Annotated in this window: 15 protein-coding genes; 4 read left to right on the forward strand and 11 right to left on the reverse strand. The window is 65.3% G+C overall.

Annotation, left to right across the window (positions count from 1 at the left end; genetic code table 11):
• Positions 1-50: 50 nt before the first annotated feature.
• The 5 genes from purT to APH34_RS23875 form a co-directional block, all read right to left on the reverse strand.
• Positions 51-1,232 (reverse strand): formate-dependent phosphoribosylglycinamide formyltransferase, encoded by a 1,182-nt coding sequence (gene purT / locus APH34_RS23855; protein ID WP_054903244.1) that lies wholly within the window; start codon positions 1,230-1,232, stop codon positions 51-53.
• Positions 1,233-1,308: 76 nt separating this feature from the next.
• Positions 1,309-1,776, reverse strand: coding sequence for a VUT family protein (locus APH34_RS23860; RefSeq protein WP_054903245.1), 468 nt, complete (start codon positions 1,774-1,776; stop codon positions 1,309-1,311).
• 81 nt (positions 1,777-1,857) lie between these two features.
• Entirely contained in the window at positions 1,858-2,052 is a 195-nt protein-coding gene (locus APH34_RS23865; RefSeq protein WP_054903246.1) for a DUF1289 domain-containing protein, read from the reverse strand.
• Positions 2,045-2,569 carry a gamma carbonic anhydrase family protein gene (locus APH34_RS23870; RefSeq protein ID WP_054903247.1) on the reverse strand — a complete coding sequence of 175 codons (525 nt, stop codon included), beginning with the start codon at positions 2,567-2,569 and terminating at the stop codon, positions 2,045-2,047. The genes APH34_RS23865 and APH34_RS23870 overlap by 8 nt, the downstream gene beginning before the upstream one ends.
• Positions 2,570-2,610: 41 nt before the next feature.
• The gene (locus APH34_RS23875) at positions 2,611-3,210 is read right to left on the reverse strand and encodes a CoA pyrophosphatase (RefSeq protein ID WP_054903248.1); all 600 of its coding nucleotides are present in this window, start codon (positions 3,208-3,210) and stop codon (positions 2,611-2,613) included.
• Between the two features lie 123 nt (positions 3,211-3,333).
• On the opposite strand from APH34_RS23875, the gene APH34_RS23880 reads away from it, so the two are divergent.
• The 4 genes from APH34_RS23880 (at position 3,334) to APH34_RS23895 (ending at position 10,852) form a co-directional block, all read left to right on the forward strand.
• Entirely contained in the window at positions 3,334-3,885 is a 552-nt protein-coding gene (locus APH34_RS23880; RefSeq protein WP_054903249.1) for an NUDIX hydrolase, read from the forward strand.
• 18 nt (positions 3,886-3,903) lie between these two features.
• A complete protein-coding gene (locus APH34_RS23885) occupies positions 3,904-4,458 on the forward strand; it encodes a murein L,D-transpeptidase family protein (RefSeq protein ID WP_054903250.1) in 555 nt (184 codons plus the stop codon).
• A gap of 160 nt (positions 4,459-4,618) precedes the next feature.
• A complete protein-coding gene (locus APH34_RS23890; RefSeq protein ID WP_054903251.1) occupies positions 4,619-6,298 on the forward strand; it encodes a ShlB/FhaC/HecB family hemolysin secretion/activation protein in 1,680 nt (559 codons plus the stop codon).
• Between the two features lie 27 nt (positions 6,299-6,325).
• Positions 6,326-10,852 carry a hemagglutinin repeat-containing protein gene (locus tag APH34_RS23895; RefSeq protein ID WP_054903252.1) on the forward strand — a complete coding sequence of 1,509 codons (4,527 nt, stop codon included), beginning with the start codon at positions 6,326-6,328 and terminating at the stop codon, positions 10,850-10,852.
• Between the two features lie 60 nt (positions 10,853-10,912).
• On the opposite strand, the gene gspN is transcribed toward APH34_RS23895, so the two are convergent.
• From gspN to gspH, 6 genes are read right to left on the reverse strand one after another with little or no spacing between them, the layout of a single operon-like run.
• Positions 10,913-11,572, reverse strand: a complete 660-nt coding sequence (gene gspN / locus APH34_RS23900) for a type II secretion system protein N (protein ID WP_054903253.1) — start codon at positions 11,570-11,572, stop codon at positions 10,913-10,915.
• Positions 11,569-11,955 (reverse strand): type II secretion system protein GspM, encoded by a 387-nt coding sequence (gspM, locus tag APH34_RS23905; protein ID WP_054903254.1) that lies wholly within the window; start codon positions 11,953-11,955, stop codon positions 11,569-11,571. The genes gspN and gspM overlap by 4 nt, the downstream gene beginning before the upstream one ends.
• Positions 11,952-13,034 (reverse strand): type II secretion system protein GspL, encoded by a 1,083-nt coding sequence (gene gspL / locus APH34_RS23910; protein WP_054903255.1) that lies wholly within the window; start codon positions 13,032-13,034, stop codon positions 11,952-11,954. Before gspL ends, gspM begins: the two co-directional genes overlap by 4 nt.
• Entirely contained in the window at positions 13,031-13,621 is a 591-nt protein-coding gene (locus APH34_RS23915) for a type II secretion system protein J (RefSeq protein ID WP_054903256.1), read from the reverse strand. The genes gspL and APH34_RS23915 overlap by 4 nt, the downstream gene beginning before the upstream one ends.
• The gene (locus APH34_RS23920; RefSeq protein ID WP_054903257.1) at positions 13,618-13,986 is read right to left on the reverse strand and encodes a type II secretion system protein GspI; all 369 of its coding nucleotides are present in this window, start codon (positions 13,984-13,986) and stop codon (positions 13,618-13,620) included. The genes APH34_RS23915 and APH34_RS23920 overlap by 4 nt, the downstream gene beginning before the upstream one ends.
• Positions 13,983-14,459: a type II secretion system minor pseudopilin GspH gene (gene gspH / locus APH34_RS23925; RefSeq protein WP_054903258.1), complete on the reverse strand. Its 477-nt coding sequence runs from the start codon at positions 14,457-14,459 to the stop codon at positions 13,983-13,985. Before gspH ends, APH34_RS23920 begins: the two co-directional genes overlap by 4 nt.
• Positions 14,460-14,461: the final 2 nt, after the last annotated feature.

Here is a 14,461-nt window from a genome sequence, read left to right on the forward strand (position 1 = left end):
CAGGGTGCAAGCGTAGAGCGCTCCTTGCACCTTATGGCTTGTGGCGTGGCTTAGAACTCGACCTTCACCGCCTGCGACGCACGGGTCGCCTTGGCCCGCGCCGCTTCGATCGACTCGTCACGCGCCAGGCACACGCCCATACGACGCTGGCCGTTGATTTCTGGCTTACCGAACAGGCGAATGGCGGTATCCGGCTCGCTCAGCGCCGCACCCAGGTTGGCGAAGCTGGTCTGCTGTGATTGGCCCTCAGGCAGGATCACCGCCGAAGCCGAAGGGCCGAACTGGCGCACCACCGGGATCGGCAGGCCAAGAATGGCACGTGCATGCAGGGCAAATTGCGACAGGTCCTGGGAAATCAGCGTCACCAGGCCGGTGTCATGCGGGCGCGGCGATACTTCGCTGAACCATACCTGGTCGCCCTTGACGAACAACTCCACGCCAAACAGGCCACGCCCGCCCAGCGCATCGGTGACCGCCTTGGCCACCCGCTGCGACTCGGCCAGGGCCTTCGGGCTCATGGCCTGGGGCTGCCAGGACTCCTGGTAGTCGCCCTTCTCCTGACGGTGGCCGACCGGCTCCAGGAACGTGGTGCCGCCCACGTGGCGCACGGTCAGCAGGGTGATTTCGTAGTCAAAATCGATGAAGCCTTCGATGATCACCCGCCCCTTGCCAGCACGGCCGCCTTCCTGGGCGTAATCCCACGACGTCTGCAGGTCGGCATCGCTGCGCAGCAGGCTCTGCCCCTTGCCCGAGGAGCTCATCACCGGTTTGACCACGCACGGGTAACCCACGTCGGCCACGGCCTTGGCGTAGTCTTCATAGGTGTCGGCAAAATGGTACGGCGAGGTGGGCAGGTCCAGCTCTTCGGCGGCCAGGCGGCGGATGCCTTCGCGGTTCATGGTCAGCTGAGTAGCGCGAGCGGTTGGCACCACGTTAAAGCCTTCACTCTCCAGCTCAACCAGGGTCGCGGTGGCAATGGCTTCGATTTCAGGGACGATGTAATGCGGTTTTTCAGCCTCGATTACCGCGCGCAGCGCCACCCCATCGAGCATGTTGATCACGTGGCTGCGGTGCGCGACCTGCATCGCTGGCGCATTGGCGTAGCGGTCCACGGCGATCACTTCGACGCCCAGGCGCTGCAGCTCGATCACCACTTCCTTGCCCAGCTCGCCACAGCCGCAGAGCAGTACACGGGTCGCGGTTGGCGACAATGGGGTTCCGATACGGGTCATTTCAGGTCCTCGAAGGCGTCCGGGGCCGTGCCAGGCTTGGCGCAGCCCGCTGAAAAAGGACCGATATTCTACACCATCAGCCGGTAACGGCAGCCCGCCGCGCTCGAAAAGCCATGGCCAGCCACACCGCGGTCACGCCGGCGAACTTGGAGGCCATCGCGGTGCCGATCACTGCGGGGGTCAAGGCGCCAATCATGCCGAAGAAGATGAAGGTATCGACCGGAATGCTCAGCGCTGAGCTCAGCCACAGGCGGTCACGCAATGGCCGCCGGGTGATGCTGAATACCAGCCAGTCGATCAGTTCGGAGACGAAGAAGGCAGTGGCACTGGCCAGGGCAATGGCAGGCTCGGAGGTGGCGTACGACAGCACCAGGGCCATCAGCATGGCGATCAGTGCGCCGTGCCCATAGCGGGTCTGCACCATGTCGCGCAGGATGAACACCAGCCCGCCCCAGGCGGACCAGATCACGTCCAGGTGGGGGGCACTGGAAAAGGCGTAGTTGATCAGCACTACGCTGCTGATGTAGGCAATCAGATAGAACATGGCGGGTCGTCTGTGGGCAAGCCGTACAGATTACCGCTGGCGTCTTCGCCGGTAAACCCGCGCCCACAGGATCGCCCAAGGCTAGAGGATGAGGCCGGCCTCCACAGCCCGTTCATGGCACAGCTTCAGTACCGCCCGACGCTCGTCATTGTCCATCCGCCCCCAGCGGCCAATCTCGGCCACGGTACGCTGGCACCCGGTGCAGATATCCTGCTCGTCCAACGCGCAGATGCTCACGCATGGCGAGGCCACCGGCCGCTCCACACCATCACTCATCGTCAACCACCAGCTCCCGCGCATAACGTTGGGCATTGTGTACATAGTGCGCGGCACTGGCTTGCAGCAAGCGCTTCTGCTGCTCGGTCAATTCACGCACCACCTTGCCCGGCGAGCCCATCACCAGCGAGCCATCGGGGATCTCCTTGCCTTCCGGGATCAGCGCATTGGCGCCGATGATGCAGTGTTTGCCGATCCGCGCCCCATTGAGAATGACCGCATTGATACCGATCAGGCTGTAGTCGCCGACGGTACAGCCATGCAGCATGGCGTTGTGGCCGATGGTCACGCCTTTGCCCAGCGTCAGTGGCGAGCCCATGTCGGTGTGCATCACCGTACCGTCCTGGACGTTGCTGTCTTCGCCAATGTCGATCAGCTCGTTGTCGCCGCGCAGCACCGCGCCGAACCACACACTGGCTCGTGCCTGCAGGCGTACCTTGCCGATCAGCATGGCGTTAGGTGCTGCCCAGCTGGTGGGATGGCTTTCGACCCGCAGGTCGCCCAGGCGGTATTTCATAGTCGCTCCTCAGGGTATCAACGGCGGCGGGGTGTGCCCGCTCAGATTTCTATATAGCGCTCTGGGGGCTGGTGCAGGCTGATGCCTGCGTCGTACAGCAGGTTGACCAGCTCGACGATCATGATCGCCGACAACCCCCAGATCTTGTACTCGCCATAACGATAGCTGGGGACATACCAGCTGCGGCCCTGGTAATCGATGCGGTGGGTATGGTCACGCGGGTCCTGACGGAAGAATTCCAGGGGCACGCTGAATACTGCCGCGATCTCCGCATCATTGGCGTGATACTCGACGAAATCGGGGATCACCCCGACGAACGGCGTCACTTTCAGGCCATGCAGGGAAATCAGCGGGCTGAGTGGGCCGAGCACTTCGACCAAGCCAGGCGGCAGGCCGATTTCCTCTTCGGCCTCACGCAACGCGGTGAAGACCAGATCGGGGTCTTCAGGGTCGCGTCGGCCTCCGGGAAAGGCGACTTCGCCGCCGTGGGTGGACAGGCCCTTGGCGCGCAGGGTCAAAACCAGTTCGGGCGCTTCGCTGCGGGTGATGGGCAAAAGAACCGCCGCCTCGGGGAACCGTCGGTCGGTTTCCAGCGAAGCCGGTTGGTGGTTGCTCATTCGGCGAAGTAGCTCGTCCAGCATCACGCACTCTCGTTTCCAAGGCCTGCCTGCATGATGCACCAAAGCCGCGAAGCACCCAAGCCCCGCACGCTTGCAGCAGCACCGCCTGGCGCGCCAAGATAACCGCAGACAAAGGGAGACAGCATGAAATTCTGCAGCGCGTGCGGCCAGCCGGTCATTCAGCGGATCCCCGCAGGCGACAGCCGCCTGCGGTACGTCTGCGAGCATTGCCAGACCATCCACTACCAGAACCCGAACATCGTCGCCGGGGTATTGCCTACCTGGGGCAGCCAGGTGCTGCTGTGCCGGCGAGCCATCGAGCCGCGCCGCGGTTTCTGGACCCTGCCCGCCGGGTTCATGGAGAATGGCGAGACCCTGGACCAAGCCGCCCGTCGCGAAACCGTGGAAGAAGCCTGCGCCCGGGTCGGGCCGATGAGCCTGTATCAACTGTTCGACCTGCCCCACATCGACCAGGTGCATGTGTTCTTTCGTGCCGAACTGGCCGACCTGGACTTCGCGATCGGTGAGGAAAGCCTGGAAGTACGGCTGTTCGAGGAGCACGAGATCCCCTGGCGCGAGCTGGCTTTTCGCACCGTCACGCGCACACTAGAATGCTACTATCGCGACCGCATCGGGCAGCACTACCCCATAGGCCATGAGTACCTGCCGCCGATGAACGTTTCGCCCACCACTTAAGCTTGCAGGTACCGCTTCATGCGCTGGTTGTTTGCCTTTTTCTGCCTTTGCGTTACCTCGGTGTCCCAGGCGGCCTTTACCGAGACCATCATTCGCAAACCCCAACCCCCGGTGCCGGCGCAGACTCAATCGCAGACCGCCATGCAGCCGCTGATCGACAAGGTACTGGTGATCAAGTCCGAGCGCCGCCTGCAACTGATCAGCCGGGGCGAGCCGCTCAAGACCTACCGCATCTCCCTGGGCAAGCAGCCCAAGGGGGCAAAGGAGCGTGAAGGCGACAAGAAGACCCCAGAGGGCCTTTACTGGCTGGACTGGCGCAAGCAGAGCGACCGCTTCAACCTGGCCATGCACATCACCTACCCGAACATCAGCGACGCCGCCCGCGCCACCCGCGAGGGCTGGAGCGCCGGCAGCATGATCATGATCCATGGCACGCCGATCAACGATGACTATCCCGAGTGGTATTTCCACACCCTTGACTGGACCGATGGCTGCATCGCCATGCGCAATGCCGACATGCGGGAAGTCTGGGAACTGGTGCGCGACGGCACCCTGATCGAGATTCGTCCCTGATCGTCCTGCATTCCAACTCAGGATGTAGGAGCTTTCTCACCTCAATTCCACATCTGCCCTACGTTTGCGTAGGCAGCAGACTGCATCCAATCGAATGGCAAAATTTCTAGCATCCACGCAAACGAGTACGTAAGCCGTACGCCTTTTGCGGGGTTCACCCATGCCGTTCCGATTTCACCCGGTCGCCAGCAGGCTACTTGCCTGCTACCTGTCGTATTGGCTGGCCGCACCGATGGCGCAGGCCAATGACCCCGCCAGCCAGCAGCTGCGCGAACAGCAGCAGACAGGGCGGCAGCTGGAGCAGCAACAACGGCTGGAGCGCTGGCTACGTGCCCCGTCCGCCGTGCGCAACGGCGCGCCGTCGTCTGCCGAGCCCGGCGACGGCCACTGCTGGGCGGTCAGTGGCGTGCGTCTGGCCGGCAACCACCTGCTGTCGACCCAAGCCCTCGCCCCCACTGTTCAAGCCCTGGTGTCCCCCTGCATGGGCGTCGCCGATATCAACCGCTTGCTCAAAGCCATCACCCAACGCTATGTGCAGGCCGGCTACCCGGCCAGCCGCCCTTACCTGCAGCACCCACCCGCGCAGGGCGACGCGTTGGATATCCTCATCATCGAGGGCTTCGTAGAATCGGTCGAGCTTGACGTCGAACGGCCGCTTTCCCTGCACAGTGCCTTCCCCAACATGCTTGGGCAGCCGGTTTACCTGCCAGACCTCGAGCAGGGGCTGGACCAGCTCAACCGCCTGCGTGCCTACGAACTGAGTGCCGACCTGCTGCCAGGTGAAATGCAGGGAGGCACCCGGGTGCTGCTGCAATCCCGCCAGGGAGACTCGCGCTGGCACCTGGACAGCCGCTTCGACAACCGCGGCAGCCCCCTGACGGGGCGTTACCGCCTTAACCTGACCCTCGGCGTAGACAGCCCGCTTGGCCTCAACGACGATCTGCGCCTGTCACTGGCGACCACGGTTATCGATGCGCCCGGGCGCAGCCAAGGCGTCAGCGCCTACTACAGCATTCCCTACGGTCCCTGGACCTTCACCCTCAATGCCAGCCAATTGAGCTACAACGCGCCCCTCCCGCAGAGCGTGCAGCGCAGCAGCGGCAGCAGCCAATACCAGGGCGTGAGCGTCGAACGCATGCTCTGGCGCAACCAGCACGGCATGCTCAGCGCCAGCGCCCGCCTCGATCGCAAGCAACTGATCAACCGCACCGGTGGTGCCCTCGTCCAGTTGCAAAGCCCGACCCTGACCAGTGTGGAAGCCGGCCTCAACCTGCTGTGGCTGGACAACGGTGTCTGGAACACCTACGTCGGCGTCGCCCAGGGCACAGGCTGGCTCGGCGCCACGCAACCCGCGCGACGTGCGGACGCGCCCCCCCGGGATTTTCGCAAGTACCGCGCCAACCTGCTGCACCTGCGTCAGGGGCCGGCGAACCGGCCATGGCGCTGGCAGAGCGAGCTTGCCCTGCAGTACAGCAGCCAGGCCCTGCCCGCAGTCGAGCAGATGCTGCTCAGCGACGACTCGGCCGTGCGCGGCTTTCGCCAACACACCTACAGCGGCGCCAGTGCCGCCGTCTGGCGCAACACCTTGAGCCAACCTCTGCCACTGGGCTGGACCGCACCTGCCCAGGTGCGTCCCTACCTGGGTCTGGACACAGGCTGGCTACGCCTGGCGCAGCGCTCCCCCTCGCAGCGCCTGACAGGGGCCGCGGTCGGCGTTGAACTGAGCCTGCCGCACAGCCGCCTTCGCCTGGACTACCAGCGCGCCCTCTACACCAGCGACCGGCACCGCCCGCTTCTGGAGCCCGGCTTCTGGGTAGTGGAGTGGGCCTTGGACCTCTGATTCACCCACAACAAAGAGAACGAGAACATGCACACACTCTCGCAGTTACCGTCTATCCACCCCAATACCTTGCGCTGGGCCATCTTCCTCGCCCTGCTCAGTTCTACCACCGCCCTGGCCCAGGGTGGGCTGGAAGCCGCCCCTGGCCCCGGTGGCATACCAGTCATCAACCATGACCACGGCGTCCCGGTGATCGATATCGTCGCGCCCAACGCCGGTGGCCTGTCGCACAACCAGTTTCTCGACTACAACGTCGCCAGCCCCGGGGTGGTGCTGAACAACGCCTTGCACGCCGGCCAATCGCAACTGGCCGGTGCGCTCGCCGCCAACCCGCAGTTCCAAGGCCAGGCAGCGTCGACCATCCTCAACGAAGTGGTCAGCCGCAACGCCTCGCTGATCGAAGGCCCGCAAGAGATCTTCGGGCGCCCGGCCGACTACATCCTGGCCAACCCCAATGGCATTACCCTCAATGGCGGCAGCTTCATCAACACGACCCGTGCCGGCTTTCTGGTGGGCACGCCAGAACTTCAGGACGAGCAGCTCAAACACCTCAATACGCTGCACGCCAGCGGTACCTTGCAGGTACTTGACGGCGGCCAGAGCAATGCCGAAGGCGCGCTCGAACTGATCGCGCCGCAGCTGGACAGCACAGGCACGCTCATGGCCGGGCACGACCTCAACGTCACCGTTGGCCGCAACCGCCTCGGCTACAACGACGGGCAGGTGCTCGAGCACTTGCCCGGCACGGCGTCGAGCATCGACGCCAATCTGTTCGGCGCCATGCGGGCCGGGCGCATACGCGTAGTCAGCACCGCCGAAGGTGCCGGGGTCCGCATGGGGCCAGTGCAGGCCAAGGCCGATCATGGCATCAGCATTCAGTCAGCCGGCGCGCTGCGGGTCGACGGTACTGCCGACCGTCCAGGTGAACTGCACACCGAGCAGGGTGAACTGCTGCTCACCGCCGCCGATGACCTGACGCTGCGCGCGGTCGACGGCAAGGCCGACCGCATCGAGGCCAAGGCCGGCAAAGCCCTCATTCTCGATGCCGATACCCGCGAGCACATCGCCCACGACCGTGAAAACTGGAAGAAAAAGGTTCTGTTCATCACCCGCGAGACCTACAGCCGCGAGCGCACGACCACCGAGCGCCAGCAGCGCGGTACACAGTTGCAAGGCAATAACGGCATACAGTTGCAGTCCGGCGCCGACATGCGTCTGGTGGCCGCCGAGGTGAATGCCGGCGGTGACCTGACCCTCGACAGCGGTGCCAACCTGGACATCGTCGCGGGCATCGACAGCCAGCGCATCGAAGAACAGGTACGCCACCGCAAGGACCTGTGGCGCGGCGACAGTGATTCACAGCAGTACAAGGAAACCGCGCGAGGCAGCTCGCTCAGTGCCGGGCACGTGGCCGTCAAGGCGAACGACACACTCACTGTACAAGGCAGTACACTGCATGGCCGCAACGACCTGGACCTGCATGCCAAACAGGTCGAAATCGGCACCACGGCCCTGCAGGAACAGGGCACACGACGCAACTACCGAGGCGACCTGGTATCCGGCACCTTCTTTGCTGACCGCCAGGGTAATGACACCCAGGCCCAGGTCGTTACCGGCAGCAGCGTCAAAGCGGACGGTAAGCTGCAAGTCACCGCTGACCAGGTCAGCGTCAAGGGCAGTACCGTTCACGGCGGGCAAGACGCTGTGCTCTACAGCGAAAAGGGTGCGCTGGCGATCGGGGCAGACCATGGCAGCTCCACGTCGAGCGAGCACGAGAACAACAGCAAGCTGTTCGGCCTGATAGGGCGCGACCGCGAGCACACGCAACGCAAGCAACACGCCCTGGTCAGCGACGTCAGCTCTGCCTCCAACCTGCGCCTGGCCAGCGCCGACGAGCTGCGCATCAATGGCGCCAACGTTGAGGCCGGCAAGCACCTGCAGGTCGAAGCCAAGGGCGACCTGATCATCGACAGCACGCAATCGGTCGCTGACAGTGACACCCGCAGCCAGCAGCGTAGCTTCGTAGCCAGCGCCAAGCAGACTCAAGACGCCGAAGACGGCAAGCCCGGCTCCCGCCAATACGCCGCGGGCCTGGCTTACGAGGTTGTCACCACCTCAGGCAAGCAGCGCGAGGTCTCTCAGGTGGCCAGCGCACTGAAGGGCGCGACGGTTGCCCTCAACAGCGGCGCGCACCTGCAGGTCAATGGCTCCAGCGTTCAGGCCGGCGCCGGTGACCTGGACATCCAGGCCAAGCAGATGAGCCTCGGCGCGGCCCGTAACACGCGCGATTCATCCACCAACACCACGCGCAGCGGTGGCGGGCTCACGGTAACCGGCGGCATCGACCGGATAGGTAGCCAGTTCGAAGGCCAGCACAACGTCGAGACGGTCACCGAGCACGACAGCAAGGTGCAGCGCAGCACGTTGCAGGCCAGTGGCGACCTCAAGCTCGGCGCAGATGAACTGGTCGCCGAAGCTGCCAAGGTGGAAGCGGGCAACGGCCTCAAGGTGACCGCCAAACGCATCGAGAACCGCGCCGTGCAAGACATCCACGAACGTGAAGAACGCCGGGAAGACTGGCAAGGCAGCCTTGGTGCCAGCGTCGAATACCGAGACCTTACCCGGCCGATCGAGCGCTTGGTGCTGGGCGAAGAAGCCGCGCGCTTCCAACAGGCGTCCCCCGAGGACGCAATGGTTGCGCCCAGCATGGGCGCCGACATGACCGTTGACCACCTCAAACGCCTGGAAAACCAGCGCCGCGGCTTTGCCCATGTGAGTGAACTGTCCGGCGCGACGGCCCAGGTCACGGCCGACTCTATCGATGACCAGGGCACCGCCTGGCGCGCCAACGCCGGCGCATTGCAGATCGATGCGCAGCAACACACCCTGCGCGCCGCAAAGCATACCCAGGAAAACACCGGCGAACGGCTGGCCTACGGCGGCGACCTGAGGGTCGACACCAGTACCGGCGAAGACCTGAACGTGCGTGTCACCGGCAAGGGCGGTTCGTTGTCCAGGCAAGACACCGCCAGCACCGCCGTGCCCGGCAGCCTTTACGGGCAACAGGGCATTCAGGTGCAACTGGGTAGCGATGGCCGCTATGAAGGCGTGCGCATCGACGGTGGCACAGGCGACGTGGTCATGCACAGCGCCGGTTCGTTGTCGCTGACCCAAGCCAGCGACCACGCCGAACAGCGCACGCAGCAACTCGATGGCAATGCCTGGGCCAAAGTTGGCAACCGCCCAGGCAACACCGGTGTCGATGGCCGGGGTTATCTCGACCATGACCAGCGCCAGAGCGCACAGACCAAAGCCCAGGTGGCGCAGATCGACGCTCAGGGCAGCGTGCGCCTCAGCAGTGGTGGCGACCTGCTGCTCGAAGGCACCCGCATCGGCAGTCGCGAAGCCAAAGCCGGCGATATTCTGCTGCAAAGCGGCGGCCGCCTGCAGGTTACGGCGGCCAGCAATACCCAACAGGCCGAAGGCGGCGGCCTTGGCGGCGGTCTGGAGCTGGCGGCCAAAACCGGTGCCACCCGAGGTGGAGCCCTGGGTGGGCACTTCACCCATGGCAAGCAGGAGGAAAACGCCCAGCAGGCCGTCGATGCCCAGTTCCACAGCGCTGGCAAGCTGGCCCTGCAGAGCCGCGCCCGCGAAGACATCGCCCTGCACCTGGAGGGCCTGCACGCCACAGCGGAGCAGATCGATATCAATGCCGCCAGCGGCGGCATGCTGATCGAAGCCTCTTCCGACCGCGAACGACGCAACAACCTCGATATCACGGCCGGCGCTGGCTTCAACCAGTCCAAGGGGGGTACTGACGCCTACGGCCTGCACGGGCGCGCGCAGCTCAACCTGGACAAGCGCGACAACCTGACCTGGAACGCCGGCAACCTGCGCGCCGAGCGCATCGACCTGCAAAGCCGCGGCGACACCCGTATCGAAGGCGTCAGCCTGGAGGCCGGGCGTATCAAGGGTGAAATCGACGGCGACTTGCGCATCGCCAGCCGCAAGGACAACGTCGATACCCTGACCGTGAAAGGTGACGCTCGGCTGAGCAAGGAGAAGAACCCGCAGGGTTACGCCAACGCAGCCAGCGCCATGACCAGCCCCCTGGGAAGCAAGGTGAGCGCTAAGGCGGGCTCGGCCGCGAGCAAGGCAGACCCCGGTTTCTCACCCACCTTCAGCCTTGAAGTCTCCCACGTGCAACGTGACAGCGTAGCGCAGCACACCACGCTCAAAGGCAGTGAGGGCATCGACTTGAAGGTGGGGGGCGATACGCACCTGGTGGCGGCGAAGCTGCAATCGGCGAAGGGCAATGTCGCGCTCGATACCAATGCCGTGACCAAACAAACCTTGAGCGGCAACGACTATCGTCGGGATGTATCGATCGATGCTTCCAATTCGCCAGTGGACCTGGGCACGGCCATTGCCCAGATAGCCAAAGGCAAAGGTGCAGCGGACGGTGAAAATGCCCTGGACCTGGGGTTGCTGCGCACCAGCGGGCATAACCGCAGCGAGCAGTGGGTATCCAGCGTGCAAGGCAAAGCAGACTGAACACAGTAGCCCGTACGGCCCTGTCGTCGGCGCGACCCGCCCACGACAGGGCCAGAAGGGTTACCAGCGCAAATCCCGTTGCCCGGACGCCGCCTGCGCCCCCAACCACTGCGCGCCGCGCAGCAACGGCGTCAGGGCAGCCTCCGGCTGGAGCTCAAAGGCGACCTGCGCTCGGCGCCCCAGCAGGTCGGCATCCCCTGTCAGTTGATGCTGCCCTTGTTGCGCCAACTGGCCGTGCAGGCGCCAGCCGTTGTGGCAGTCCAGTTCAACCCACCCCTGGCCCAGGCTCAACGACCAAGGTTCGCTCAATGCCAGATCGCTGACCGTGATGCGGCCTTCGCTGGCGCGGCAGGCACGTCCCACGCCCTGCACTCGCAGCGTACCCTGCCACTGCCCGGCCACTCGGTAGTCAGCCTGTGCCGTCGCCTGGGCCCCCAATGCCGCCACTTCAAGCCGCCAGCGCCATGGCCAGCCGTCGGCGCGCAACTGCCAGCCCTGCCCCTGGAAACCCAACTGGGCATTTGCCTGCAAGCGCCAGGGCTGCAGCGTCCATTGCATGGGGCCGACAGGCCCCAACTGGCGCGCCTGCCCCTGCCAGAGGCTACCGCTGACCTCGTGCATGGGCAGGCCAACGCCGCGCGCCACCCATGACGCCGGTAGCTCTACCAACAGGGTCACGCTGAATACCCCGCTCACCCATAGCATCCCCCAGCGGCTCATGGTTGCACCACCAGATCGAAACGCAGCCCCTGGGCGTCCTGCTCCAGCCCCCATTGCAGGGGTTGGACACCCTCTGAGCGCAAGGCTTGCAGCCAGCCTTCCAGGACACGGTCATCGGCCACCTGGCCACGCAGCTGCCAGCGCTTGCCTTGTAGCTCGACATCGACAAGCTCAACCCGCCGCGCCTGGGCAGACTGGCGCAGCCGTTCCAGGCTCAGCCCAGGGCCGCTGCGCAGTCCAGCCGCCTGCTCTGCCAGCCCACGCCAGTGGCTCAGTTCACGCCAGTGGGACAGCCCCTCGCGCACTGCCAACACGGCCAGTAACAGACCAATCAGGTACCACGCCAGCAGCAGCCGATGGCGCTGAATCCAGTGTCGGTTCATGTTGCCGCTCCCAGGTCGAACACCACGTGCGACGCTGCGTCCTGCACCTGCACCGTCGCCCCCGCGGCACTGGCCATCTCGGCCCAAGGCGGTGCACTGCCCTCACCGTCCAGACGCAGGTACCAGCGCTGGCCGTCGAAGCGCGCCGCGTGCAGGCGCCAGCCGGGGTGATCATGCAGCCAGGCCTGTACCTGGGCTTGCAGTTCTTGCAGTTGGCGCATGTGCAGCTGCTGTTGCCGCTCGCTGTCGCGCAGGTGTTTGAGGGCCTGTGCCGCCTGCTGCGGGCTGGCCTGATTGCCAGCCACCGCCTGCACCTGCGCACGCCAAACCTGGGCTTGGCGCCATTGCTGGCTCAGCCACAACCCGCCCCACCCCGCTGCCAGCACCAGGCAAGCGGCAATCAGCCGTTGCTGATGGCGTGGCACAGCCGGCCACCTGTGGGCCGTGCGGGGCTGTTCGAACAGGCTCGGTAGGTTGTCCAGGGGCGCCAGCGCAGTTGGCCATGCACCGGCCAGCGGCACCGTGCGCTGTTGCAGCCAAGGCAGTTGTGGAGTATCGCCGAGCACCGCTGGCCAGAGCAGCCAGTGTTCCCGGCCATCGTCCCCCCGCCCTTTGTACAGGGTCGTGCCGGGTGCCCGTTGCCACTGCCAGACAAGACCCGGTTCGGGTGTCGGCAGCAGTTGGAACTCCGCCCAACAACGGTCCACCTGCACACCCCACTGAGCACACTGCCTGCGCCAGGCATGCAGGCGCTCGCGTGCCACGACCAGCAAACGCAGTTGCCCGGCGTGGCGTGACAGGCAAGCGCAGTGCACCTCGTCCGGGCCCTGCATCAGCTGATCTTCCAGCAGCAGTGGCCACTCGTCACGCTTGAGGCCGGGCGGCGCAGCCAGTTGAAACTGGCTGCACTGCTCGCCTGGTAGGATCAACGCTACCCGTGCGACCAGGCTCGCCGGTGGCTGACCCTGCCCTTCGCGTTGCACAGTACCGTTATCTAGCAGCAGCCAGTCCCAGGTATCGCCTGGGCGCAACAGCAGCCAGGGCCGGGGCTGCGCCCGTCGGTGCCATTCACGTTTCATGAACGCCCCCAAGGGAGCATGAAGGTACAGACATAGGGGGCTCCATCACGCTGTAATTCCACGCGCACACCACGGCCGGGATGCGCGGGTTGGTCGGCAGGCCAAGGCAACCAGCGGCCACCCTGGTGGTAAAGCACGTTGAACGCACTGACCCGCTGCAGTTGCTCACGCAAGCGCCAGTTGGGTTCGCTGGCGGCATACAGGTCTGCCGAGGTTTCCAGCAGCAGCGCTTGCCCATGGACGTCGAAACGCAGGCGCTGACGTTGCAGCCGCGCGCCCCCCTCGGCCTCGGGCAAGGCAGCGCCAGCCACCCACAGCAGTTGCTGGCGATCGCCCTGCCAGTCGAGCCAGCGGCTGGCCAGGGGCAGCCGCTGCTCGTATACCTGCCGCAGCACCGGGCTGTCGAAGCGCCGCTCCAGGGCAAGGCAGAACTCGAGCACGCGGGTTTCCTGGCCTTTCACTTGCAACCGCTCGCGTACCTTGAGCCAGCCGTTGACCAAGGCCGCAAGCATGACTCCCAGTACCGCAGTCAAGGCCAAGGCCACCATCAGCTCGATCAGGGTCAACCCGGCCTGACGCTGCTTCATGGGCGCTCCAGAAAAACCGTGTACTGGCCTAGCGGCAGGCGCTGGTCGCGGTCGGCGAAAAGCTGCAGCTCGCCCCGGCGCAAGTCGCGCACGCCGGTGCGACGCAGCTGCAACTGCCAGTGGCAGGACTGGCCGCCCTGGCTCAGCACACCGCTGGCCTGGTCGTTCGCCGGCCAGTACTGTTCCACGGCAAAGCGCGCCTGCAATTCACGGGCACATAACACCCCCAGGCGATGCTGCTGCACGCTGTCCTGCACGGCCAGGCGCTGGCGCAGCACCTGGCTGGTGATGACCGCCAGCACTGCGGCAATCGCCAGGGCCACGGTTACTTCCAGCAAGGTGAAGCCGCGTTGCTGACGCTTCATGGCGACATCACCGTGCGCAGTTGACCGTCACGTTCCCACTGCCAGCGTTGGCTGCCCTCGGCCCAGCGCCAGCGCACCGAGCCAGGCTGGGCCCACCCCTGGGGCGTAAACAGTAAGTGCGGCTGCGCACTGGCATGCCAGTCCGGGCGCAGCCCCTTGGGCCAGTCACCCAGGCTGACCGCCTCGACTACCCAGCCATCACCCTCACGCCGCACGAACTCGGGGTGCGTGCCCGTCCAGCGCAGCCCGCGCAACTGCCCGGCATGCCGGGCCAGAGCGGCCTGCGTATAGACGTGCGCGGCAAGCCGCTGCAACGCCTGCTCGACACTGGCCTTGCTGCTGTCGAGCCAGGCCACGGCGAGCCCGGTCATCAGCCCGGCGATGGCCAGCACCACCAGCAACTCGAGCAGGCTGAAGCCGTGCTGGCGGCCGCTCCCCCTCAAGCCCGCTTCCACCTTCAGCGCAGCGCCCATCG

Source organism: Pseudomonas sp. NBRC 111131 (assembly GCF_001320525.1).
Lineage (GTDB): Bacteria > Pseudomonadota > Gammaproteobacteria > Pseudomonadales > Pseudomonadaceae > Aquipseudomonas > Aquipseudomonas ceruminis.